We start from the raw sequence: 21,802 nt of genomic DNA, 5'->3' as shown, positions 1-21,802 counted from the left end.
ACAGTATGGAGGTTGCCCATGCCGATCGTCACCGCGGCGCCGCTGGCCGAGGCGGCCATCGCCGACCCCGACTACGCCGATGCCTACTCCGTCGACGTGCCGCCCGGCGCCACCACTGATCCGGCGGCCTGGACCCGGGCGATCTTCGGCCGCAACGCCTTTCCCGAGCGGGCGGTGTCGGACACCGAACACCTGACCGGCAAGGCCATGCCGATGCTCGACTTCGTCGCCTCGGTGCGCGTGGTCGACGGCCGGGTCACCCTCACCACGCTGGTGCGCTATCGAAATCCGCTGGGGCGGCTGTATTTCACGATCGTCGGCATCGGGCACCGCAGGCTGGTCCCGCGCATGATGGCCCGTGCCGAGCGCAGGATGCGCCACGCTGACTGAACGGGGCAGGGATCGAACCGATCGGTCTCGATAGTCTGGACAGGTGCTGTTTCTGGACGAAGGCCCCCGGACCGGCCCGGCGATCGTGTTCGTGCACGGCATCCCCGGCTCGGTCGACTGGTTCGCGGCGGTCGCCGAGCGGCTGGCGCGCGAGTACCGGGTGATTCGCGTCGACGTCCACGATCAGGGCGCCGGCTCCGGTGATTTCACGGCCGCCGTCCGGACCGCGCCGCTCGTCGAACTCCTCGACGAGCTGGACCTCGACCGGGTCACGGTGGTCGGGCATTCGTTCGGCGCCGAGATCGCCCTCGAGCTCGCCGCGGTGTCCCCGCGGGTGGCCAGGGCCGTGGTCGTCGGCCAGGCGCCGGACTACCGCATCGCCGCGATCCCGGCGGTGGCGACCTGGGTGGTCCGCCCGTGGACGGTCCGGCTGGCGCAGCGCTGGACACCGGCCCTGGTGGTTCGGCTGGCGAACCGGACCGCGTTCGCGCCGCGCTTCCGCTACGACTCCGCGCCCGGCCTGGCCGACGCGGTGGTGCGCGACTTCCGCGCGGCCGTGCCCGCCGGCCTGGCCTACGCCGCCGGTCCCCGGGGCGACGACCTCGCCGCGCGTCCCCTCGACGCTCGGGCCGCCGCCCTCGCCCTGCCGGTCCTGGCGATCCACGGCCGCCACGACCACCTCTACGACAGCACCGCCACCCTGGACCGCTACGCCGCGGCGGGCGCGCGCACCCACCTGGTCGAACACGCCGGGCACTCCCCGCAGGTCGAGCAGCCGGACGAATTCGTCGCGGTACTGCGGGAATTCGTCGCCGAGACCTGATCAGAACCCGTCGACCGCCGTCACCACGAAGGTCCCCGGCGTCCCGGCGCTGCCCAGCGGTCCGCCCTTGTCGAACTGTGACGACACGACCAGCGCCCGATCGCCGACGTGCGCCATCGTGGTGGGGACAGCCAGTGCGGGATCGTGGAATTCGGCGACTCGCGTCGCGGTGGCACCGTGGTCGGCGACGGTCCACCGGCTGAGGGTGTTCTCGGTGTTGTGGACCACCCACAGGGTGCCGTCGCGCAGTTCCATGCCGTCGCCGTGGCGGACGTCGCCACCGGTCAGCGCGACCTTGCGGATCGGCTCGGCGCCGGTCGGATCGATCCGGTACAGCTCGCCCGCCGACATCGCGACGACCAGCAGGTACCCGCCCGCCGGATCGGCGACGATCCCGTTCAGCTCGTAGACCTGCGGATCGCGCGGACCGAGTACCGGGCTCAGGTCGTAACCGATGTCCAAGTCCCCGCTGCCCTTCGATACCCGGTCCGGGCTCACCCGGTAGACGACATTGCGCACGCTGTCGGTCAGATAGGCGGTGCCGTCGGCGCCGAAGTCGAGATCGTTGACGAATCGTGGCGTGCTGTCCGGCACCGCGAACGAGGCCAGCAGCGCGCGCGACCCGGTGTCGTACACGGCGACGCCGACGCTCGAATCGATCACCCACAGCCTGCCGTTCCGGTCGACCCGCAGGCCGTTGGTGGTCTTGCGGCCGTCGGCGCCCGCGGGCAGGAACACCTCCGCTCGCGTCGCGCCCGGGGCGGCCCGATAGACGGCGCCGTCGGCGAACGAGCCCACATAGCTGTCGCCGGAGCGCGCGTCCACCGCGATGCCCTCGGGATAGACGGCGCTGCCGGGCAGCTCGTAGGCGGTGCTCAGGCGGGGTGTGGCGGCGGTGCCGCACGCGGTGACGGACAGGCAGGCGACGGCCAGGGCGAGGGTGGCGCTGGTCCTGATCATGATGAAGCCTCTCAGTGATGTAATGCCAGACATCAAATGATAGGCAGGAATGTAAGTTAGAGTTCTAATGATCGTCAAGGGCATTACGAGATGATGGGCGGATAGCATGCACCCATGACGTCCATGCCCGCCGCCGAGAGGCTCGGCACGTATATCAAGCGCGCCGAGCAGTCCCTGATCGCGGCGAAGACCGCCGCGCTGAAGCCGGCCGGGCTGACCGTTCCGCAGTACAGCGCCCTGCTGCACCTGGCCGAGAACCCCGGCATCTCCGCCGCGGCGCTGGCCCGGCTGGCCGGGGTGACGCCGCCGACCATGAACACCGTGCTGACCAACCTGCAGGACCGCGGCCTGGTCGAGCGGACACCGCACGAATGGCACAAGAACGTGCTGGAGACCCGGCTGACCGAAGCGGGCCGGGAGGTGACCGCGGCCGCCGACGTCCGCGCCGTCGCGGTGGAACGCGACCTCGCCGCGCGGTTCACCGCCGCGGAACTGGCCGCGGTCACGGCCCTGCTCACCCGCACGGCGGAGGCGCTCGACGAGATCCGCGCCGACCTCTGACCCCGCGAACGACGAAGAGCCCGCCGGATCATCCGGCGGGCTCTCGGGAGTCGTGCGGGTCAGCGCTCCGCGGCGGCCTTGACCTTGCTCAGCGTCTCCCGCATCCCGGCGACCAGGTCGGCCTCGAACTTCTGCTCGCCGCCCATCGCCACCTTGATGGTCCCGCGCAGCCAGCCGGGCAGGCCCTTGGCGTCGACGGTGCGGGTCTCCACCACCCGGGTGCCGGTGGCGGTCGGCACGAGGTCGTAGCGCCACACCGTGCGGTTCTCGTTCATCCGGAACGCGAAGGACTTGTTCGGCTCGAAGGACACGATGCGCGAGGTGGTCGGGTAGATCTTCCAGCCGACCTTGTTGACGTTGACGGTGAACGCGCCGTCACGGACGCCGCCGAGGGCGATCATCTTGAGCGTCGTCGGGCTGAGTTCGGAGACGCGGCGCAGGTCGGCCAGGATCGACCACACTTTCTCCGGCGCTGCGGCGATGTCGATGCTGGCTTCGAGATTGTTCGGCAACGGTGCCTCCGGGATGGGTGTGACGGTCTGTCACGCACAGCATAGGCATCGTCGACCCGCGAACCCTCCGCCCCCGGTCGGATTTTTCGCCGCCGCCCCCGGCCTGTGCGGGCGTCGTCACGCCGCGCCTTCACCCCACCCAGGCCGGCAGCGCTTCCCTGGCTGCCCGCCAGTCCTCGGGCACACCGCCCGGCGCCCCGATCCCGGTGCGCGCGGCCACGATTCCGCCGACGATCGCCGCGGTGGTATCCGCGTCACCACCGGCCTCGACGCACGCGGTGATCGCGGCCGGATAGTCGTCGAGGTGACTCGCCGCCGCCCACAGTGTGAACGGGACCGTGTCCTGTGCGCTCACCTGCGCGCCGTTGCCCAGCTCGTACGCGGCCTCGGCGACCGACCGCCCGAGCAGTTCCCCGGCGCGCCGCACCCCACTCGCCGTCCGCCCGGGAATCAGGTACGGCTCCACCGCCGCCAGGAGTTCTTCCGGCGCACGGTCCGTTCCGCGACTCGCCGCCGCCCAGCTCGCGGCCACCGCGACAACCATCGCTCCCACGATCGTCTCGGGGTGTCGATGCGTCACCTCGGCCGCCGACGCCGCTTCCGCCGCGGCCCGATCGAGGTCACCGGCGAAATACGCCCCGAGCGGCCCCACCCGCATCGCCGCACCGTTCCCCCACGACCCCCGCCCGTCGAACAGCGCCCCCGCGGCCTCCGACCACGGCCGACCATCCCGAATCTGATGCAGCACAGCGACTGTCCCGCCGCTGTACCCCCGATACGGTTCACACCGATCGGCGAACACGGCCGCCAGCGCGTCCCGATCGATCCGCCCCCGCGCCCGGATCTCGGTGAACACCGAACACGCCATCTCGGTGTCATCGGTCCACTCCCACGGCCCAGCGGGCACCCGCCCGCCCAGGAGGTCGGCCACCGACCGACCGGGCACGAAGAACTGTGCCCCCAACGCATCCCCCACCGACAACCCTTCGAGGCTGTCCCGAGCACTATCCATATCCCGCTCCATGTGCGGGCCATCCTGCCACCACGGTAGTGGTCATTGCAACCATAACGATGGTCGATCACCTACCCGCCGAATTGGCGTTGCAGCGCGACGCCGGGGCTTGTGATGATCGACCGCATGACGATGGGGCGGGATGAGGCGCTGGTCGAGTTGCATCGGTCGTTGGACGCGCGGTACCGGCCGGAGAGTGTGGCGCTGCTCGCGTTGTACTGCCTGAAACGGGATCTGTGCAGCGATGAGCACACTCGGCTGGCCGGGGTCGCGGGGGCGGCGCGGCGATGGGACGGATTGAGTTCCATGACAGAGGATTTCGCGCGTCCGGTCGGTGGCGCGCACCAGATCGCGGCGACCAGCAGGCTCTTCGATGTCACCGCGAAGGTCGATGCCGACACCCCTGCCTCGCTCCTGGCCTTCGCCGAGTCGATCGGTGCCGAGATCGGATTCGACCCGCGCCGCACCGACTTCCTGGCCGATCGGCTCAACCGGCAGCAGCGTGTCGACGCGGGCATCGATATCTCCAAGCGCCAGTACAACCGCCGATTCCGGGCGCTGACCAGGCTGACCGCCAAGACGGCGAAGCTGGCGGCCGAGCAGCGCAAGAGGCAGCTCGCGGTGCGGGCGCGCGCCGGTTTCGCCGCGGAACTCACGCTCGACCGGTTCCGGGCCGACCCGAACGCGGCCTGCTTCGTCGCCTACTACACGGCCAAGCGCAAGCTCCGTCGGGAGTTCACTCTCTCCGGGCGGGAGAATCCGTTCGACGAGATCGCCGAGCTGTTGTTCGCGCGCTGCCGACGGGAGGGCAACACCGACTGGTGGATGATCGCCCAGGCTTACGCGACGCCGGAGGTGCTCGATCACCTCACCGACGAACAGCGGGGACTGCTGGTCGGCCGGTGGTCCGCCGTGCTCCGCGCGACGGCCGAGATGCTCGAAAAGGTCTGGAATTCCAGCGAATTCGACCGGCAGGGCATGGTGGTGCGCCGCGGCAACGACTCCTCGACCTGGAATCTGCTGTGCGGTGCGTACAACGCGGCCCGCGCCGCCTGGCTGTCCTGCCTCGCGGCGAGTGGCGCCACCGGTCTGCTGGACACCGTCTGTCCCGGCAAGGCGATGATGCTGATCGCGGGAGACCTGGCGGCGTGGCACAAAGCGGCCGGATCCGGCCCGCACCCGGATACCCGGGTCTGGGCGGCGTTGCCACTGCCGTGGGAGGTGCTCGCGGGCCGGGCCGCCTGCACCGCGGCCGACGTCCGCGCGGCCTGCGCGGCCGCCGCGGTCGATCCGGAGCGTGGTGGCTGGACGGCACCGAAACCACCGGGCCGGGTCGGCACCTTCCGCCCGACACCGGAGCTGGTGCACGGCGTCGAAGTCGCGGATCCGCTGTGGGCCATGCTGCTTCGCAGCGCAGGCGCGTTCAGCGGCAAGCCGGTCAAGGCCGGCTACGCCGCCGAACTGTCCGCGGAATCCGGTGGACACTCGCACCTCTGATGGGGCACGATCGCGGAGCTGTCGTAGCTCAGCGGTAGAGCACCCGGCTCCTAACCGGGCGGACGCCGGTTCGAGCCCGGTCGACAGCACAGGCGGAGGTCTCGTCGTAGCTCAGTGGTAGAGCGCCCGGCTCGGACCGGGTGGACGCCGGTTCGAGCCCGGTCGACGAGAGTCCGCCGCTACTCGGGGTGGTCGGTGTCCTCGTCGGTGTAGGTGAAGTCCTCGATGGTCCAGGGGTCGGTGGGGTGGTCGCGCCAGGCGAGTTTGGCTGGTGGGAGGGCGGCCAGTTCGAGGACGGACGAGTCGGTGTCGGTGACGTGCTGGATGGGGAGAACGGTGGCGGTGTCGGCGGCGAGGGGAGCGTCGGAGCCGTCGCCGATGATCCATTCGCCGTCGGGGTCGCGGACGACGACCAGGGCGGGGCGTTCGCCGGTGGCGACGGTGTTGTAGACGAAGGCGGCGAGGTCGGCGGGGAAGGCGAGGCCGTAGGACGCCGGGGGCGGGTCGCTCGGGTTGCGGTCGGCGAGTGCCGGTGTTGCGGTGCGCCATTGCTCGGTGGCGGCGCCGATGTCGTAGATCCACAGGCCGTCGGCGTGGCCCTGGGCGAGGGTGGCTTTGGTTTCCTCGAGGTCGCTGCGCGCGGGAACGTTCAGGGCGACCAGGCCGGTGCCGCTGCCCTCGCCCTCGACGCCGAGCGGTTCGAAGGCGTCGAGCACGGCTTGGCGGACCTCGGCGCGCAGACACCCCTCGGCCGGGATGACCCGGATCGTGCAGTTCCCCGACGGCTCGAGCACGTCACCGGCCCACAGCACACCCTCGTCGTCCGCCTCGACCGCGACCACGTCGCCGAGCGCGACGGCCCGCGCGTGAAAAGGGATGTTGTCCAGCCGAACCCGCCGCTCGTCGAGCCGCACCGCCCACATCCGCTCCGTGCTGAACACGTGCCAGCCCGCGGGGTCCTCCGGCAGCCGGAACACCACCCGCACGTAGTCGGTGTCGTCGTCCTCGTTCGCGGTCATGCGGGAGAGCATGCCAGGGGGCGGCCCCTATTTCCGGAGGAGGTCGGCGCGCAGGGCGGCGTGCAGCGGACGCAGCGCGTCGACGGCGTGCCTGCCCCAGTGCGCGATGAAGGACAGCCGCCACTCGAATACCACGTCACGCCAATTCGATCCGGTGTCGAGCGCGTCGAGACCGTGCCGCAGGTCGCGCCAGATGTCGGTCAGGTCGTCGGCCAGCGAGCCCGCGCTCACCGGAGCTTCGGAGGTCAGGTCGAGATTCGACCAGTAGTGATCGGTGCGGCCGAGGACTTCGCCCAGCCGCTCGAAGCGCTCGAACCACCGCTCGCGGCTGATGAAATCCGGCACCGCGGTCGAGGTCGGTTCCACCTGCGGTAGCGCGCACCCGGCGGCGACGAGCCCGGCCAGCACCGGCACGAGCACCCGTGCCAGTGCCGCCGGCTCCCATTCGCCGCCGAGCCCCTCGACGACCGCGCAGTACTCGCGCGCCGATCCGACGAATGTCTCGACCTCCGGCGGCTTCTCGCTCATCCGGTAAGGATGGTTCGCCCGACCGGCCTCGGCAAGCCCCTCGGCCGCCACGTACCCGCGCAGCGGCGAAGGTCGCGGCCGCGCTGCCGAATTCGGGCGATGGCGAGTACTTCGCGGTTCGACGGCTGCCACTGCCGCGCGTCGGTACAATCTCGTTTCACATTCTGGTTGTCCCAGCGCGCCGACGATGCGCGGCGGCGGGGCGACGGTCCGGATCGATGGGCGAGCCGGAAGTTCCTGGGGCTTGTGCCAAGTGACAAAAAAGTTCTACGAAATTCCTCTAAAACACTCCCTGTTCACATTTGCCTCGGTATCGTCCGAGACGGCAAATGGCCAGTGACAACGTAGTCACAAAGCACCAACTTGGAGTGACACATGCTTTACAACATCACCGATGACAGCTCTGACGGCAACATCCTGAGCCTGCTGCTCGGCCTGCTCACCAGCTCGCTCAGCACCGGTTCTGCGCAGGCCTCGGGCAACTGAGCAGACTGTAGCCAACTTTCGGCTAACGCGCGGTAAGCCGGAAGGGCGGCCGAAGGGCCCGATCCATGACGAGGGGATCGGGCCCTTCGGTATTGTCAGCGACAATGTCACAGGATGCGAATACGGGACGAATGTATGCCGGGCAACCCGTAGAGGACCGGCAACGCCAGCGGCGTGCGCGTTTTCTGGAGTCAGGCCTGACGGTCTTCGCGCGCGACGGGTACGCCAACAGTTCGGTCGGTGCCATCTGTAAGGACGCGGGACTCTCGTCCCGTCAGTTCTACGAGGAGTTCACCGGCCGCGAGTCGCTGCTGTTGGAACTGTACGAGCAGATCGATCGGCAATCGCGCGAAGCGGTCGCCACTGCTCTCGAAGCGAAGACCGACGCGACGGTGCTCGAGCAGATCGACGCCGCCGTGCGCGCCTACGTCGAGGCGATCGGCGCCGATCCGCGCAAGGCGCGGGTGGCGCTCGTCGAGGTGGTCGGCGCGGGTCCCAAGGTGGAGAAGTTCCGGCTGGAGCTGCGCCGGGTATGGGGCTCGCTGCTGGCCAGTGCCGCCGAGGACGCCGCCATGCACGGCGAGATCCCGTCCGGTGACTACGAGCTGCGCGTGCTGGCGATCATCGGCGCGGTCAACTACGTCGTCGACGGCTGGAGCGGCTCCGAGCCACGGCCGCCGCTCGACGATGTGATCCAAGTGCTGAGCCGGGTGATCCTCGGTGCGGTAGGGGCCTGATGCCCCGGGTCGAGGTCGTCCCGATCCAGGTGCCCGACGGCACCACCCTGCCCGTGCGGCTCATCCCGGCCCGTGGCCCGCATCGACATCCGGTGACCCCGGACGCGCCGCGGCCGGTCGTCGTCATCGTGCCCGGCCTCGCCGTGCCAGGAGAGTTCTACGAATACTTCGGCGACCGGCTGGCCCAGCGCGGCTTCGACGTGGCCATCGGCGAGTTGCGCGGCAACGGTGACAGCACCCACCGCCCGGACGCCGACAGCGCCTACGGCTACCACGAACTGGCCGCCGTCGACTTCCCGGCGATGTTGCAGGCCGTGCGCGACCGGTTCCCCGGGAGCACGCCGTACCTGCTCGGGCACAGCATGGGCGGGCAGCTCGCCGTCCTGTACGCGGCCAGGGCGCGCGGCCGGATCGCCGGGCTGATCCTGGTCGCCTCCGGCACGCCGTACTTCCGCGGCTATCGCGGGGTGTTCGGTCCCGGCGTGCTGGTCGGCACGGCCGCGGTGGCGGTCGCCTCGAATCTCGCCGGTTTCTGGCCGGGCGACATGTTCGGCCGCCGTGCCTACGGCAGGCAGTCCAAGGTGCTCATGTCGGACTGGGCGCGGCTGGCCCGGACCGGGCGCTTCGTGCCCGTCGGCGCCGATATCGACTACGAGGAACGGATCTCGCGGCTGAAGTTCCCGGTCCTGTCGATCACGGTGGCCGGCGACGACCTGGCCCCGCAGACCTCCGCCGACCACCTGCTGAGCAAACTGCCCGCGGCGCCGGTGACCCGGTGGTTCCAGCCGGAAGCGCTGGGGCACAACGGCTGGATCACCAATCCGGATTCCACGGTCGACGTCGTCGAGAAGTGGCTGCGCGATCGCTAGCGCCTACGCCGAGCGCCTGCCCTCCATCAGCATCTGCGTGAAGAACTCGTAGACCAGCGCGGACAGATAGGCCGACTGCTTGTTGTCGGCCGCGCCGCCGTGCCCACCCTCGACGTTCTCGTAGTACCAGACGGTCCGGTCCTGGGATTCCAGCAGCGCCGCCATCTTTCGCGCGTGCCCGGGGTGCACGCGGTCGTCGCGGGTGGAGGTGGCGAGCAGGATCGGCGGGTACTGCCGGTCGGTGTCGGTGTTCTGGTAGGGCGAGTATTCGCTGATGTAGGCCCATTCCTCGGGCTTGTCCGGGTCGCCGTACTCGGCCACCCAGGACGCGCCTGCCAGCAGCAGGTGGTAGCGCCGCATGTCCAGCAGCGGCACCTGGCACACGATCGCGCCGAACAGCTCCGGGTAGCGGGTGAGCATCACGCCCATCAGCAGGCCGCCGTTGCTGCCGCCGATGGCACCGAGCCGGTCCGGGGTGGTGATGCCGCGGGTCACCAGATCGCGGGCGACCGCGGCGAAATCCTCGAAGGCGCGGTGCCGGTGCTCTTTCAGCGCCGCGGTGTGCCATTCGGGGCCGTATTCGCCGCCGCCGCGGATATTGGTCATCACATAGGTGCCGCCGCGCTCCAGCCAGGCCATGCCCGCCGAGCCGAGATACTGCGGGGTCTTGGAGATCTCGAAGCCGCCGTAGCCGTTCATGATGGTCGGGCTCGGCGTGCCGCGACGGTCACGGTGACGAATCACGAAGTAGGGCACGGCCGTTCCGTCGTCGGAGGTCGCGAAGAACTGCTCGGTCTCGATGCCGGTGGCGTCGAAGTAGCCGGGCGCCTGCTTGAGTACGGTGGCCTGATCGCCGATGGCACTGCTGAGCAGTGTTGTCGGCGTGGTGAAACCGGTGGTGGTGAGCATGAATTCGTCGCCGCCCTCGAGCGGGTCGAGGTTGTTCACCGACGTGGAGGACATGGCGGGGGAGTCGGCGAGTTCGGCGCTGGTCCAGCCGTCGGGGCCGGGAGTGAGCACGCGCAGCCCGGTCTGCACATCGTGCAGGGTGGTGAGAATCAGGTGGTTCTCGGTCCAGCCCCAGGTCTCGAGTGAGGTGTGCGGGTCCGGGGTGAACAGCACCTCGAATTCGCGTGCGCCGGCGAGGAAGTCGTTCACGTCGGTGACCAGCAGGGCGCCGGGCGGGTAGGTGATCGCGCCCGGTGTCCAGGCGGTCTTCAGGCGCACCAGGAGCCAGTCGCGGTACCAGTCGACGTCGGCGTCGGTCGGTGTTTCGATCAACCGCCACTCGCCGTCGTCGAGCAGGGACACCTCGCTGTTGAAGAAGTCCGTCGACCGGTGCAGATAGTGTCGCTCGTAGCCGGGGTGGCGATCGTAGCCCGCGCCGATCGAGACATCGCCCGGCTTGCCCTCGTACACCGTCTCCGCCGCGGACAACTCGGTGCCGCGCTGCCAGCGCTTGGCGATGCGCGGGTACCCGGAGTCGGTGAGCGAGCCGGGTCCGAAATCGGTTCCCACATAGACGGTATCGGCGTCGATCCAGCCGATCCGGGACTTGGCCTCCGGCAGGTAGAACCCACCGTCCGCCGGTGCGATGAATTCCCTTGTCGTCAGGTCGAATTCACGCTCGACGGTCGCGTCGGCGCCGCCCCGGGACAGGTGGATGATGGCGCGCTCCTGGCTGGGCCGCAGGACCGCGGCCCCCGACCAGACCCAGTTCTCGCCATCGGCCTCGGCGAGCGCGTCGACATCGATCAGCACGTCCCACTCGGGATCATCGGTCGCGTAGGACTCGAAGGTGGTCCGGCGCCACAGGCCACGCTGGTGCTCGGCGTCGCGCCAGAAGTTGTACAGCCAGGGTCCGCGCCGACCGGGGTAGGCGATCTTGGTGTCGTCGTCGAGCATCGCGAGGACGCGCTGCTCGAGCGCGGTGAAGCGCTCCGTCGCCGCGAACCGTCGCGCCACGACCTCGTTGCGGGCCCGCGCCCAGTCCAGCGCGGCCTCGTCGGTCACATCCTCGAGCCAGAGATAGGGATCCGTCACGTCCTGCTCAACGCCGCTCATCCCCACATTGTTGCCGATGTGGCGGATCGCATCCTCCGCCAGCTCACCGCCCGGGGGTCGTCCGGCCGCTGGAGCGCCGTCACCAGGCGTGGGCGACGTCGATCACCACGCGCGCCGGACCGTCGAGGGTGGTGACCCGGAACGGCAGCCGGGCGCGGACACCGAGGCCGAGGGTGGTCTGGCCTTCGAACGAGCCGGCCCAGGACGCCTGGCGGAAGGTCGGGTAGCCGCGCACGTCGACGAGTTCGGTGCGGTCGGCCGGGTGGTAGGTGCTGTTGCCCGCGCCGTCGTAGGCCGGGGCCTGCACCATCACCTGGAGGTACGCGCCGCCGCGCAACGCGACGGTGGCGCCGGAGCCGTCCATCGTCACGGTGTCGACGTAGCCGACGCGGTAGCCGGCCCGCGGGCCCGACAGATCGATGACGATCCGGTCGAAGCAGTCGTGGCGGCCGGATCGGACAGCGCCGACGGTCGCGGTGGAGTAGTTCGCGCTGGACTTGTCGAGCGAGCCCCAGGTGATGCCGCAGGAGGACGGGGCGGCGGCAGCGGGGAGGGTCCACAGGCTCGCGCAGGCCGCGAGCGTGGTGAACAGGACGAGGAAGCGACGCATGTCGCACCGCCTTCGGGCAGTGGGAGGAAGGTACTGATTAATCGGACTAATCAGACATCGCGTTAGCGTCGCTCCGGTTCCGGATGTGTTGCGAAACGTAGGATCGCAGGTCACGAACAACGACCGGAGGTGAATATGGCGCCCTTCCTGTGGGAGCAGCACTGCTGTCTGCCGTTGCATCACACGGCGCGCATCGGCGAACTCGCCCGGTATCCGCTCGGGTCGCATCTCTCGGTCAATGTCGGGTATTCGGCCCAGACCACCGCGGATTCGCTGGAACTGGTGCACCGGTTCCGTGACCAGGCGGCGGCCGATCCGCGCTTCCGGCTGGTCGAGCGGCGTGCCGATATCGGCGCCGACGACGCGATCGCGCTGGCCTTCGACCTGGAGGACTCCGGCCCGCTCGGCGGCGACCTCGACAATGTCGAGCTGTTCTACCGGCTCGGCGTGCGCTCGCTGCTGCCGAGCTACAACCATGCCAACGCGGCGGGCTGCGGCTGCCTCGACACCGCCGACACCGGCCTCACCGGTTATGGAAAAGACCTGGTGCGCAAGCTGAACGAGGTCGGCATGTTCGCCGACGGCTCGCACTGCTCCTGGCGCACCGGCCTCGACATCGCGACCCACACCGCCGTCCCGATGATCTACAGTCACTCCAATTTCGCCACCCTGTGGGAACATCCGCGCAACATCACCGACGATCAGGCCCGGGCCTGTGCCGAGACCGGCGGCGTGATCGGCATCAACGGCGTCGGAATCTTCCTGGGCCACAACGCCCCCGGTGACCACGCCGCCCGCCTCGCCGCGATGGCCGACCACATCCGCTACGGCGTCGACCTGGTCGGGCTCGACCACATCGGCGTCGGCTCGGACTACTCCTTCGACGGCGAGGAGTTCAACGACGAGATCCGCGCCAACCCCGGCGCCTTCTCCGAGTCGTACACGAAATGGGGCCCGCTCCAATGGGTTCCCCCGGAGGACCTGCTCGGCGAATCCGGTGCCCCCGGTCTCGACGAGCTGCTGGCCGACCGGGGGTTCCACGCGGGGGAGCGCGCCGCCATCTTCGGCGGCAACTTCGCCAGAGTCGCGGGGCAGGTCTGGCGCGACTGACGCCCTCGGGTGATCTCGCGTCGGCTCGGTGCCTCGCGGGGTGGCGAGTCACCGAGCCGGGTGCGGGCCGATGCGCGCGAGGCCGGTGCCCCGGGCGGGTTGCTCAGCCCAGGCGCACCAGCATCTTGCCGGTGTTGGCGCCGGTGAGGACGCCGAGGAAGGCGGCGGGGGCCTGGTCGAGGCCCTCGTAGACGGTCTCGGTCGTGCGCAGGGTGCCGTCGGCGAGCCAGCCCGCCGCCTTGCCGATGTACTCGCCGAAGAGCGGGAAGTAGCTGGTCACCAGCATGCCGCGCAGGGTCGCCTCCTTCGTCGCGGCCAGGTAGAGGTCCGGGATCTGCTGGGCGCCCGCGCCGTTGTAGCCGCTGATCGCGCCGACCAGTGCGATCCGGCCGTGCTGGTTGAGCGCCTCGATGGCGACCTTCAGGTGCTCACCGCCGACGCTGTCGAGGTAGACGTCGACGCCGTCGGGCGCGGCCGCGGCGAGCTGCCCGGCGAGATCGCCCGCGCGGTAGTCGATGGCGGCGTCGAAACCGAACTCGTCGAGCAGCGTCCTGGTCTTCGCCGGCCCGCCCGCCGAGCCGATCACCCGCTTCGCGCCGAGCGCCTTGGCGAGCTGCCCCGCGACGCTGCCGACCGCGCCCGCCGCGGCCGAGACGAACACCGTGTCGCCGGGGCGCACCGGGGCGACATCGGTGAGCGCGGCGTAGGCGGTCAGGCCGGTCGTGCCGAGCACGCTCAGGAACTGCTGCGGCGCGGCCAGTTCCGGGTCGATCGGCGTCGCGGTGGCCGCGTCGACGACCGCGTGCTCCCGCCAGCCCGCGAAGTGCGAGACCGTGGCGCCCACCGCGATCTCGGCCGAGCGCGAGGCGATCACCTCACCGACGGCCGAACCGTCCAGTGCCGCACCGAGTTCGAACGGCGGGATGTAGGACTCCCTGTCGTCCATCCGGCCGCGCATGTACGGGTCGACCGACATCCAGGTGTTGCGGACCAGGATCTGGCCGTCGGCGAGCTCGGGCAGCGGGCGCTCGACCAAGGCGAAATCGGTGGCGACGGGAGCACCGTCCGGCCGGGCGGCCAGGTGGATCTCCCGGGTGGTGGTGGGCTGCGCGGCGCTGGTCGAGTTCGACATGATCGAGCCTTCTTTCGAGGTCAGCCGGTGTTTTTCTCCGGTGCCGACTACGTTATGGCGGCCGTGCCCGCGCTCCCAGGTCCGCGGACGCCACCGCCCGGTCCGTTCACGACAGGACCGGGCGGTGACGGGGTCGGCTAGTCGGCGACGGGCACCGGCACGGCCGGGCGCTTGCGCGCCGAGAACTTCTCGACCAGGAAGAAGTACCCCTTCACGTACTGTCCGACGAGAATCGCGTTGATGATCGTGCCCTCGCGAATGAAATGCGGTGCGCCGAGGAAAGCCAGGCCGATCAACGCCGAGATCGCCAGCAGCGTGCAATCGAACACGGTCTTGATGTTGCCCCACTTGCGCCCGGTCTTCTGCTGGATCGTGTTCACGAACAGGTCGATCGGCATCAGGATGAGGTTCGCGCGGATCATCAGGAACAGGCCGAGGGCGAGCATCGCGTCGGCGAAGACCAGCAGGACCAGGTTGGCCACGTACGGCTCGAGGTGGATCCAATCGGTGAGCCACAGGTTGAGATCGAGCAGGAGGGCCAGCACCAGCGCCGGGATCATCGAGAGCAGGTAGCTCGCCTTGAAGGCCTTCGGTCTGACCAGGAAGGTCAGGCCGAGCATGATGATCTCGAGGATGAGGTTGTAGTTGCCCTGGCTCAGCGGGGTGAACACCAGCGTCATCGTGCGGGTGAGGCTGCTCTGCGGGGAGATGCCGATCCCTGCCCTGATGGCCAGGCTGAGGCCGAGGGTGAGGATGTAGATGCCGGCGACGTAGGTGATCCAGCGGCGCACCTTGTTTCCGTTGTCGATGACTGCCGCGTTGTTGTCGTGCTGCATAGCGGTGGATCCCTTGCTCTGGTAGCCGAGGCTATTTCATGAAGCCGAAGCGGTCGAGCGAGATGAACAGCGTCAGCAGCTTGTTGACGACCGGTTCACCTTCGTTGTGATGGCCGAGCTTCAGCAGCGCGTCGTCGATCGACCTGGTCGCTTCGACGAGTTCGGCGAGGTCCATATCGGCCATGACCCCGTAGAAGTCCAGCGGCAGCATGGCCCTCACCTCGCGGTCCTCGGTGACGACGCAGCCGCCGACGAGACCGTCCAGCCGGTGCAGGTTGTCGCACATCTCGGTGCTGTCGGCGCCGACCACCACGAAGTAGGCCGACGGCGCCGGCCAGAACGTGGAGACCGCGCCGCGATCGATCGACACGCCCTGGAACAGGCCGTTCACGATGTGCCGCGGGCCGTCGGCGTAGCGCTGCACGATCGAGATCCGGTTGAGCCGCGCCCCGTCGTGTTCGGGGACGACCGCGCCGTCGCGATACGGAACCCACACCTCCTGCGCGAATTTGAGATGCCCGCGCCCGTAGACGTCGAAGAGCAGCACTTTCGCCAGGGTGCCGTCGGCCGAGATCTCGATCGGCGTGAGCTCGAGCGATTCGGGCCGCAGGTCGCCGAGTCCGGGCCGGGGCCGCTTGGCCAGGACCGAGTAGTCGATGCCGACGGGCTCCAGCAGCCGCCGGTCCGCGGCCACCAGCTTGCCGCCCTTGAAGACGTAGCGCGGGTTGATCTTGGACAGGCTGTCGGTGAGCACGATGTCGGCGAATCGGCCCGGGCTCAGCGAGCCGAGATCACGGTCCTTGTGGAACGAGCGCGCGGCATAGAGCGTGCCCATCTTGATCGCCTTGATCGGCGGCATCCCCATCTCCACGGCCAGCGAGACGACCCAGTCGATATGGCCTTGCCGCAGGACCCGGTCCACGGAGATATTGTCGGCGCAGAGCTGGAAGTTCTCGGCGGGCCAGCGACGTTTCACGATGGCGCGCAACATCGTTCGAATGACCTCGGGACTACCGACGCCGAACTTGATCTGCGTGTTGAGGCCGTAGCGGATGCTCTTCTCGATATCGGCTTCGTTCCACACGTCGTGGTTGTTGTCGACGCCGATCGCCGGCATGTAATTGAGCAGCATGTCCGACAGCGACGTGACGCCCCAGTGGCAGTTCACGAATCCGGCATTCGCGCGGCCGAGCGCGGATTTGCGGAAATCGTCGGCATTGCCGGTCATATAGGACAGGTGGGCCAGTTCGCCGAGACCGATCACCGGATCCATCGCCAGCATCGCCTCGGTCACCTCGGGCGAGGTCTTCTTTCCCGGAGCGAAGGCATAGAGGCGGTAGGGGAGTTTGTCGTGATCGGCGAACAGTGCCCGTGCGGCCTCGACGGCCTCCTCGCCTGCGGCGCTGGCGAAATCGAGGGTCTCACCGAAGACCGTCGTCGTGCCGCTCGGCACGATCGCCTCCCCGAAAGCCGCCGGATGCGCGAGCTGGGATTCGAAGTGCAGATGCGCGTCGATCAGGCCGGGAATCGCGTACAGCCCCTCGCCGTCGAAGGATTCGCGAAAACGCACGATCGATTCGTCCGGGCTGAGCGCGATGATGCGTCCGCCGTGGACGAGAAGTGTGCCGGGGTACACGGTTTCGCTGTGCACATCGAGAATGTGCAGATTGCGCAGCAGCAGGTCGGCTTCCTGCTCGCCTTCCAGGATGGCGAAGATACTGCGGACGTGATCGTCCTGGGTGGAAACCTCGGTCGCCGAGGGTGCGTCGGTCGTCGAATTCTGCTGGGGCATAGCGGTCCTCACCTCGATATTCCCGCACTGTCGGGTGCGTGTATCGATTGGACGCGATCGGTACCGTTGCCCACAAGCATTCGTTTTCGCACGAGGTGTACTAAATTTTCGTACACTAATTCCGGGAGGTGAGCGGTGCTCCATTCACGATTGCTGCAGTACATCGACGAGGTGGCGCGGCTCGGGTCCATCCGCGCGGCCGGTGCCCGGCTGCATGTCGCACCCTCGGCGATCAATCGGCAGATCCTGCTGCTGGAGGCCGAACTCGACCAGCCGCTGTTCGAACGGCTGCCGCGCGGCATGCGCCTGACCCCGGCGGGGGAGGCGCTGCTCGTGCACATCCGGCAGACGCTGCGGCAGTATCGCGAGACCGTGGCCGACATCCGTGATCTGCGCGCCCTCGGCAGCGGTGAGGTCGTGATCGCCACCATGACCGGCCTGGCCAGCAGCGTCGTCGCCACCGCGGCCACGACCTTTCGTGCCAGGCATCCGCAGATCCGGATCTCGATCCGCACCATGTCGACCCTCGACATCGTGCAGGCGATCGAGAACAGCGAGGCCGACCTCGGCCTCGGCTTCAACATCCCGCCGTCGTCGCAGCTCGAGGTCTGCTGGCAGATGAACACGCGGCTGGGCGTCGTCGTCTCGCCGCAGCATCCACTGGCCCCGATGGAGACGATTCCGCTCGCGCAGTGCACGCCGTTTCCGCTGATCTTCGCCGACCGCTCGATGGTGATCCACGGCATCGTCGCCGAGGCCTTCGCCAACGCCGGTCTCGATATCCATCCCGCGTTCCACACCAATTCGATCGAGACGATGAAACGGCTCGCGATGTCCGGCGAGGCCATCGCCTTTCTCAGCGAATTCGACGTCGCCGAGGAACTGCGGGACGGTCGGCTGGCCTTCCGGCACGTCCGCGACGCCTTCGACGTGAACATCATCTCGCTCGTGCGCCGGGAGAAGCACGGCCACGGCCTGGCGAGTTTCCTGCTCGCCGACGAGATCGGAAAGACCTTGCGGCCCGGCGATCCCGACTAGCGGCTCGTCGTCGGCGAGGCGCCGGTCCAGCGGTGGAAGGCCTTGCGGAGGGCGCGGTCGTCGGTGAAGGCCAGGCGCTGCGCGACGGTCGAGGTGCTGTGGCCCTGGTCGAGCAGGGCTCGCGCGCGCTCGTAGCGCAGCAGGTCGAGTTCGTCGCGCCAGGACGTGCCGTGCTCGGCGAGATGGCGTTGCAGGGTGCGCTGGCTCATGGCGAGGCTTTTCGCGACCCGGGGCAGGGCCGGGTCGCCCGCGTCCAGGGCCGCGCCCAGGGCGATGCGGAAGGCGTCGAGTGGGCCCGCGATCGGGCGGGCGGAGGCCAGGACCAGGTCGGCGTGGCTGCGCATCAGGTCGGACAGCATCGGGTCGGCGCGCGCGAGCGGGGCGGTGGCGTCGTCGGCGTGGAAGGTGATCGCGTCCGACTCCGCGTCGAATTCGATGTCGGCGGTACCGAATACGGCGATCAGGCCGGTGCGGTCGGCCGGTGCGGCGTGGCCGAAGCTGACCCGGGTCGGCACGAGCGGTCGGCCGAGCGCTTCGCCCGCGCGGCGCAGGTAGTAGGCGAGGACGTACTCGTTGACCACCGCGGCCACCGCCGGATCGCCCGCCGAGGTCCGGTAGCCGATGGTGAGATCGCCGTCGCCGGTGAGGTCGAAACCCTCGGTGGCCGCGGTGACCAGGCGGTGATACGGCTGGGCGGCGCGCAGCGAATCCGCCAGTGTCGCACCGGTGGTCACCAGGTAGTCCCAGGTGTTGAGGGAGCCGAGCGGGGCGGCGGCGGCGATCGCCGCCCCCGACCCGGCGCCGGGTCGCGCCTGCGCGATCAGTTCCCACAGGCGCAGCAGCGAGGTCATCGGGATCCGGTTGAGCTCGCCGCTCAGGATCACCTCGTCGGTGCCGGGAACGCGCGCCAGCTGGTCCTCGGCGACGCCCGCGGCCCGCGCGGCACGCAGGAGCAGCCGGAGGAGGTGGGTGGACACCGTGCCGTCGAGGCGGCTACCGATCCCCTCCGCCGCAACACCACTCACCTCTGCGACCCTACTGTGCCGACGCGAAGGGGCCGGTGCGCGTTCGCCCGGCCACGGTGACCGGGCGAACGCCGAGGGGTCAGGCCGACGTTTCGACCGTCAGGCCCGCCTCGGACCAGTCCTGGATGCCCTCGCGGTACTTGCGGACATTGGTGTAGCCGAGGGCCTCCAGCTTGCTCGCGACGACCTGGCTGTTGCCGCACGCCGCGTTCGAGCAGTAGGTCACGATCGCCGCGTCGCGGTCGGGGAGGAGGTCGGGCGCGCGGTCGGCGACGTCGTCCTCGACCAGGTTGAGGGCGCCGGGCAGGTGCGCCTTGGCGTAGTAGTCCGGCGGCAGCGCGTCGAGCACGGTCACGGTGTTCGCCGCGATCTCCGCGGCCAGTTCGTCGCGGGTGATGAGTGCGGTCATGGGTCCACCTCGGTCGTTCGGAGGAAATTTATGTGCGTGCACACGCTACTAGTTGTGTGCGCACGCACGCAAGTGGCTAAGCTGGTCCGGTGCCCACCGATCAGCCGTCCCGTCGTGCCGCGGTCGCCGCGTGGGCCGCGCTGCTCCAGGTGCACGCGGCCTTCGTCCCCGAGCTCGACGCCGAACTCCGCAGGGCCACCGGACTGCCGCTGACCTGGTACGACGTCCTCCTGGAACTCGACGCGGCCGGACCGATGCGGATGAGCGACCTCGGCGAGAAGGTCGTCCTCAGCCGGACCAGGGTCAGCCGCCTCGTCGCGGAACTGGAGGCGAACGGCCTGCTGCGTCGCGAGTCCAACCCCGACGACGGCCGGTCCGCGCTCGTCGCCATCTCCGACCTCGGCAGGCAGCGGTTCCGGGAGGCCGCGCCGCACTATCTGGCCGGCATCGAACGTCGGCTCGGTGCCAACGTGAGCGCCGCCGAACTCGAGGCCGTGGCCGTCACTCTGCGCAAGGTGCTCGGCGGCCCGTAGCGCCCGCTCGCGCGCACCTCACCGAAGTGGGGGACGGGTGGGTGAACTCCCCGGAACAGAGTTAGGCTCGGGGTCGTGACTTCCCACTACGATGTCGTCGTTCTCGGCGCTGGTCCCGGCGGATACGTCGCCGCGATCCGTGCCGCTCAACTCGGCCTGCGAACAGCGATTGTCGAGCAGAAATACTGGGGTGGCGTGTGCCTGAACGTGGGCTGCATCCCGTCCAAGGCACTGCTGCGCAACGCCGAACTGGCCCATATCTTCCACAAGGAAGCCAAGACCTTCGGCATCTCCGGTGAGGTCAGCTTCGATTTCGGCGCGGCGTTCGACCGCAGCCGCAAGGTGGCGGACGGGCGCGTCAAAGGCGTGCACTTCCTGATGAAGAAGAACAAGATCGACGAGTTCGACGGCCTCGGTACCTTCACCGGCCCGAACTCGCTGGACGTGGCCCTCACCAAGGGCGGCGTCGAGACGATCACGTTCGACAACGTCATCATCGCCACCGGCACCACCACCAAGCTGCTGCCGGGCACCCAGCTCTCGGCCAACGTGGTGACCTACGAGGAGCAGATCCTCACCCGCGACCTGCCGGGCTCGATCCTGATCGTCGGCGCGGGCGCGATCGGCATGGAGTTCGCCTACGTCCTGAAGAACTACGGCGTGGACGTGCGGATCGTGGAGTTCCTCGACCGCGCGCTGCCCAACGAGGACGAGGACGTCTCCAAGGAGATCACCAAGCAGTACAAGAAGCTCGGCATCACCATCACCACCGGTGCCGCCGTGCAGACGATCGACGACGACGGCTCCAAGGTCACCGTCCAGATCAAGGACAACAAGTCCGGCGCGGTCGAGACCGTCACCGTCGACAAGGTGCTGCAGGCCGTCGGCTTCGCGCCCCGCGTCGATGGCTACGGCCTGGAGACCACCGGTGTCGCCCTCACCAACCGTGGCGCCATCGAGATCGACGAGTACATGCGCACCAATGTGCCCGGCATCTACGCGATCGGTGACGTCACCGCCAAGCTGCAGCTCGCGCACGTCGCCGAGGCGCAGGGTGTGGTCGCCGCCGAGACCATCGCCGGTGCCGAGACGCTGACCCTGGGCGACTACCGGATGATGCCGCGCGCCACCTTCTGCCAGCCGCAGGTCGCCAGCTTCGGTCTCACCGAGGAGCAGGCCCGCGACGAGGGCTACGACGTGAAGGTCGCGACCTTCCCGTTCACCGCCAACGGCAAGGCGCACGGTCTGGCCGACCCGACCGGCTTCGTGAAGCTGATCGCCGACAAGACCCACGGCGAGCTCATCGGCGGCCACCTCATCGGCCCCGACGTCTCGGAGCTGCTGCCCGAGCTGACCCTGGCCCAGAAGTGGGACCTCACGGTCAACGAGCTCGCGCGCAACGTGCACACCCACCCGACGCTCAGCGAAGCGTTGCAGGAAGCGATCCACGGCCTCGCGGGCCACATGATCAACTTCTGATCTTTCGAGGACACGAGGGGCGGTCGCCGGGCGACCGCCCCTCGGTCGTGTCGGCGACACGAATTCCGTGTATTTCTTTTCGGCCAATATTGCGGGCGTTGATTTGGCGAATTGGGGGGCCGTCCACGATGATCCGTGTAGTTCTTCGTTCGCTTGTCAGTCGCTACACCTGATCTCGTGAGTACATGGGTAACTCGCCGGGCACGCCCGCAAGCTGACTTCCTCGTGACCGCCAGCCCGGCGCCCTGATTTTCGACTTGTCGACGACCGGCAAGAGTCGCGGGGAGGCGGACAGAGAGGTAACGGACTCGTATGCGAATTCTCGGTTGGGTAGCTCGTGCTGCGGCATTGGTGGCGGTGGCCGGATTCGGAACCATGGC

At 69.0% G+C, this 21,802-nt stretch carries 22 protein-coding genes and 2 tRNA genes; 12 read left to right on the top strand and 12 right to left on the bottom strand.

Annotation, left to right across the window (positions count from 1 at the left end):
• Positions 1 to 18: 18 nt before the first annotated feature.
• Together AB0L91_RS09630 and AB0L91_RS09625 are read left to right on the top strand one after the other, a co-directional pair.
• Positions 19 to 390: a DUF2867 domain-containing protein gene (locus AB0L91_RS09630; RefSeq protein WP_365008659.1), complete on the top strand. Its 372-nt coding sequence runs from the start codon at positions 19 to 21 to the stop codon at positions 388 to 390.
• Positions 391 to 433: 43 nt separating this feature from the next.
• On the top strand, positions 434 to 1,213 hold the full coding sequence (locus AB0L91_RS09625; protein ID WP_365008656.1) for an alpha/beta hydrolase: 780 nt from the start codon (positions 434 to 436) through the stop codon (positions 1,211 to 1,213).
• On the opposite strand, the gene AB0L91_RS09620 is transcribed toward AB0L91_RS09625, so the two are convergent.
• Positions 1,214 to 2,173, bottom strand: a complete 960-nt coding sequence (locus AB0L91_RS09620; RefSeq protein WP_365008654.1) for a superoxide dismutase — start codon at positions 2,171 to 2,173, stop codon at positions 1,214 to 1,216.
• Between the two features lie 114 nt (positions 2,174 to 2,287).
• Between AB0L91_RS09620 and AB0L91_RS09615 the strand changes: the two genes are divergently transcribed.
• Positions 2,288 to 2,734, top strand: coding sequence for a MarR family transcriptional regulator (locus AB0L91_RS09615; protein WP_355274315.1), 447 nt, complete (start codon positions 2,288 to 2,290; stop codon positions 2,732 to 2,734).
• Between the two features lie 59 nt (positions 2,735 to 2,793).
• Here AB0L91_RS09615 and AB0L91_RS09610 read toward each other — a convergent pair whose 3' ends face one another.
• Positions 2,794 to 3,246, bottom strand: a complete 453-nt coding sequence (locus tag AB0L91_RS09610; RefSeq protein ID WP_365008652.1) for an SRPBCC family protein — start codon at positions 3,244 to 3,246, stop codon at positions 2,794 to 2,796.
• A gap of 130 nt (positions 3,247 to 3,376) precedes the next feature.
• The gene (locus AB0L91_RS09605) at positions 3,377 to 4,258 is read right to left on the bottom strand and encodes an ADP-ribosylglycohydrolase family protein (protein ID WP_365008649.1); all 882 of its coding nucleotides are present in this window, start codon (positions 4,256 to 4,258) and stop codon (positions 3,377 to 3,379) included.
• 306 nt (positions 4,259 to 4,564) lie between these two features.
• Here AB0L91_RS09605 and AB0L91_RS09600 point away from each other — a divergent pair, with 306 nt between their 5' ends.
• The 3 genes from AB0L91_RS09600 to AB0L91_RS09590 all read left to right on the top strand — a co-directional run bounded on the left by AB0L91_RS09600 (position 4,565) and on the right by AB0L91_RS09590 (position 5,926).
• On the top strand, positions 4,565 to 5,755 hold the full coding sequence (locus tag AB0L91_RS09600; RefSeq protein WP_365008647.1) for a hypothetical protein: 1,191 nt from the start codon (positions 4,565 to 4,567) through the stop codon (positions 5,753 to 5,755).
• 17 nt (positions 5,756 to 5,772) lie between these two features.
• Positions 5,773 to 5,844, top strand: a tRNA-Arg gene (locus tag AB0L91_RS09595).
• An 11-nt stretch (positions 5,845 to 5,855) separates the two neighbouring features.
• Positions 5,856 to 5,926: transfer RNA gene (locus tag AB0L91_RS09590), tRNA-OTHER, on the top strand.
• Between the two features lie 8 nt (positions 5,927 to 5,934).
• On the opposite strand, the gene AB0L91_RS09585 is transcribed toward AB0L91_RS09590, so the two are convergent.
• Together AB0L91_RS09585 and AB0L91_RS09580 are read right to left on the bottom strand one after the other, a co-directional pair.
• The gene (locus AB0L91_RS09585) at positions 5,935 to 6,774 is read right to left on the bottom strand and encodes a DUF4265 domain-containing protein (protein WP_365008645.1); all 840 of its coding nucleotides are present in this window, start codon (positions 6,772 to 6,774) and stop codon (positions 5,935 to 5,937) included.
• A gap of 27 nt (positions 6,775 to 6,801) precedes the next feature.
• On the bottom strand, positions 6,802 to 7,302 hold the full coding sequence (locus AB0L91_RS09580) for a DUF5063 domain-containing protein (protein ID WP_357342392.1): 501 nt from the start codon (positions 7,300 to 7,302) through the stop codon (positions 6,802 to 6,804).
• 590 nt (positions 7,303 to 7,892) lie between these two features.
• Between AB0L91_RS09580 and AB0L91_RS09575 the strand changes: the two genes are divergently transcribed.
• Together AB0L91_RS09575 and AB0L91_RS09570 are read left to right on the top strand one after the other, a co-directional pair.
• Positions 7,893 to 8,525, top strand: coding sequence for a TetR/AcrR family transcriptional regulator (locus AB0L91_RS09575; protein ID WP_365008642.1), 633 nt, complete (start codon positions 7,893 to 7,895; stop codon positions 8,523 to 8,525).
• A complete protein-coding gene (locus AB0L91_RS09570) occupies positions 8,525 to 9,394 on the top strand; it encodes an alpha/beta fold hydrolase (RefSeq protein ID WP_357342393.1) in 870 nt (289 codons plus the stop codon). The genes AB0L91_RS09575 and AB0L91_RS09570 overlap by 1 nt, the downstream gene beginning before the upstream one ends.
• 3 nt (positions 9,395 to 9,397) lie before the next feature.
• On the opposite strand, the gene AB0L91_RS09565 is transcribed toward AB0L91_RS09570, so the two are convergent.
• Positions 9,398 to 11,458: a prolyl oligopeptidase family serine peptidase gene (locus AB0L91_RS09565; RefSeq protein ID WP_365008639.1), complete on the bottom strand. Its 2,061-nt coding sequence runs from the start codon at positions 11,456 to 11,458 to the stop codon at positions 9,398 to 9,400.
• Between the two features lie 79 nt (positions 11,459 to 11,537).
• Complete coding sequence (locus AB0L91_RS09560; RefSeq protein WP_365008638.1) at positions 11,538 to 12,068, bottom strand: hypothetical protein; 531 nt, start codon at positions 12,066 to 12,068, stop codon at positions 11,538 to 11,540.
• 135 nt (positions 12,069 to 12,203) lie between these two features.
• On the opposite strand from AB0L91_RS09560, the gene AB0L91_RS09555 reads away from it, so the two are divergent.
• On the top strand, positions 12,204 to 13,178 hold the full coding sequence (locus tag AB0L91_RS09555) for a membrane dipeptidase (protein WP_365008635.1): 975 nt from the start codon (positions 12,204 to 12,206) through the stop codon (positions 13,176 to 13,178).
• A gap of 103 nt (positions 13,179 to 13,281) precedes the next feature.
• Here the strand turns inward: AB0L91_RS09555 and AB0L91_RS09550 are convergent, their stop codons facing one another.
• From AB0L91_RS09550 to AB0L91_RS09540, 3 genes are all read right to left on the bottom strand, one after another.
• Positions 13,282 to 14,310 carry an NADP-dependent oxidoreductase gene (locus AB0L91_RS09550; RefSeq protein ID WP_365008633.1) on the bottom strand — a complete coding sequence of 343 codons (1,029 nt, stop codon included), beginning with the start codon at positions 14,308 to 14,310 and terminating at the stop codon, positions 13,282 to 13,284.
• 137 nt (positions 14,311 to 14,447) lie between these two features.
• Positions 14,448 to 15,146 (bottom strand): DUF6198 family protein, encoded by a 699-nt coding sequence (locus AB0L91_RS09545; RefSeq protein WP_357342401.1) that lies wholly within the window; start codon positions 15,144 to 15,146, stop codon positions 14,448 to 14,450.
• Between the two features lie 31 nt (positions 15,147 to 15,177).
• The gene (locus tag AB0L91_RS09540; protein WP_365008631.1) at positions 15,178 to 17,082 is read right to left on the bottom strand and encodes an adenine deaminase C-terminal domain-containing protein; all 1,905 of its coding nucleotides are present in this window, start codon (positions 17,080 to 17,082) and stop codon (positions 15,178 to 15,180) included.
• On the opposite strand from AB0L91_RS09540, the gene AB0L91_RS09535 reads away from it, so the two are divergent.
• On the top strand, positions 17,074 to 17,976 hold the full coding sequence (locus tag AB0L91_RS09535; RefSeq protein ID WP_365008629.1) for a LysR family transcriptional regulator: 903 nt from the start codon (positions 17,074 to 17,076) through the stop codon (positions 17,974 to 17,976). The genes AB0L91_RS09540 and AB0L91_RS09535 overlap by 9 nt on opposite strands.
• Here the strand turns inward: AB0L91_RS09535 and AB0L91_RS09530 are convergent.
• Together AB0L91_RS09530 and AB0L91_RS09525 are read right to left on the bottom strand one after the other, a co-directional pair.
• Complete coding sequence (locus AB0L91_RS09530; RefSeq protein ID WP_365008626.1) at positions 17,973 to 19,001, bottom strand: AraC family transcriptional regulator ligand-binding domain-containing protein; 1,029 nt, start codon at positions 18,999 to 19,001, stop codon at positions 17,973 to 17,975. The genes AB0L91_RS09535 and AB0L91_RS09530 overlap by 4 nt on opposite strands.
• 79 nt (positions 19,002 to 19,080) lie before the next feature.
• A complete protein-coding gene (locus AB0L91_RS09525) occupies positions 19,081 to 19,410 on the bottom strand; it encodes a rhodanese-like domain-containing protein (RefSeq protein ID WP_357342407.1) in 330 nt (109 codons plus the stop codon).
• Positions 19,411 to 19,499: 89 nt separating this feature from the next.
• Between AB0L91_RS09525 and AB0L91_RS09520 the strand changes: the two genes are divergently transcribed.
• Entirely contained in the window at positions 19,500 to 19,943 is a 444-nt protein-coding gene (locus AB0L91_RS09520) for a MarR family transcriptional regulator (protein ID WP_355274277.1), read from the top strand.
• A gap of 75 nt (positions 19,944 to 20,018) precedes the next feature.
• Positions 20,019 to 21,422, top strand: coding sequence for a dihydrolipoyl dehydrogenase (lpdA, locus tag AB0L91_RS09515; RefSeq protein ID WP_357342409.1), 1,404 nt, complete (start codon positions 20,019 to 20,021; stop codon positions 21,420 to 21,422).
• Positions 21,423 to 21,802 lie beyond the last annotated feature (380 nt).

The organism is Nocardia sp. NPDC051833, from assembly GCF_040681225.1.
Classification (GTDB): domain Bacteria; phylum Actinomycetota; class Actinomycetes; order Mycobacteriales; family Mycobacteriaceae; genus Nocardia.
This window is presented reverse-complemented; position numbering and strand designations above follow the sequence as displayed.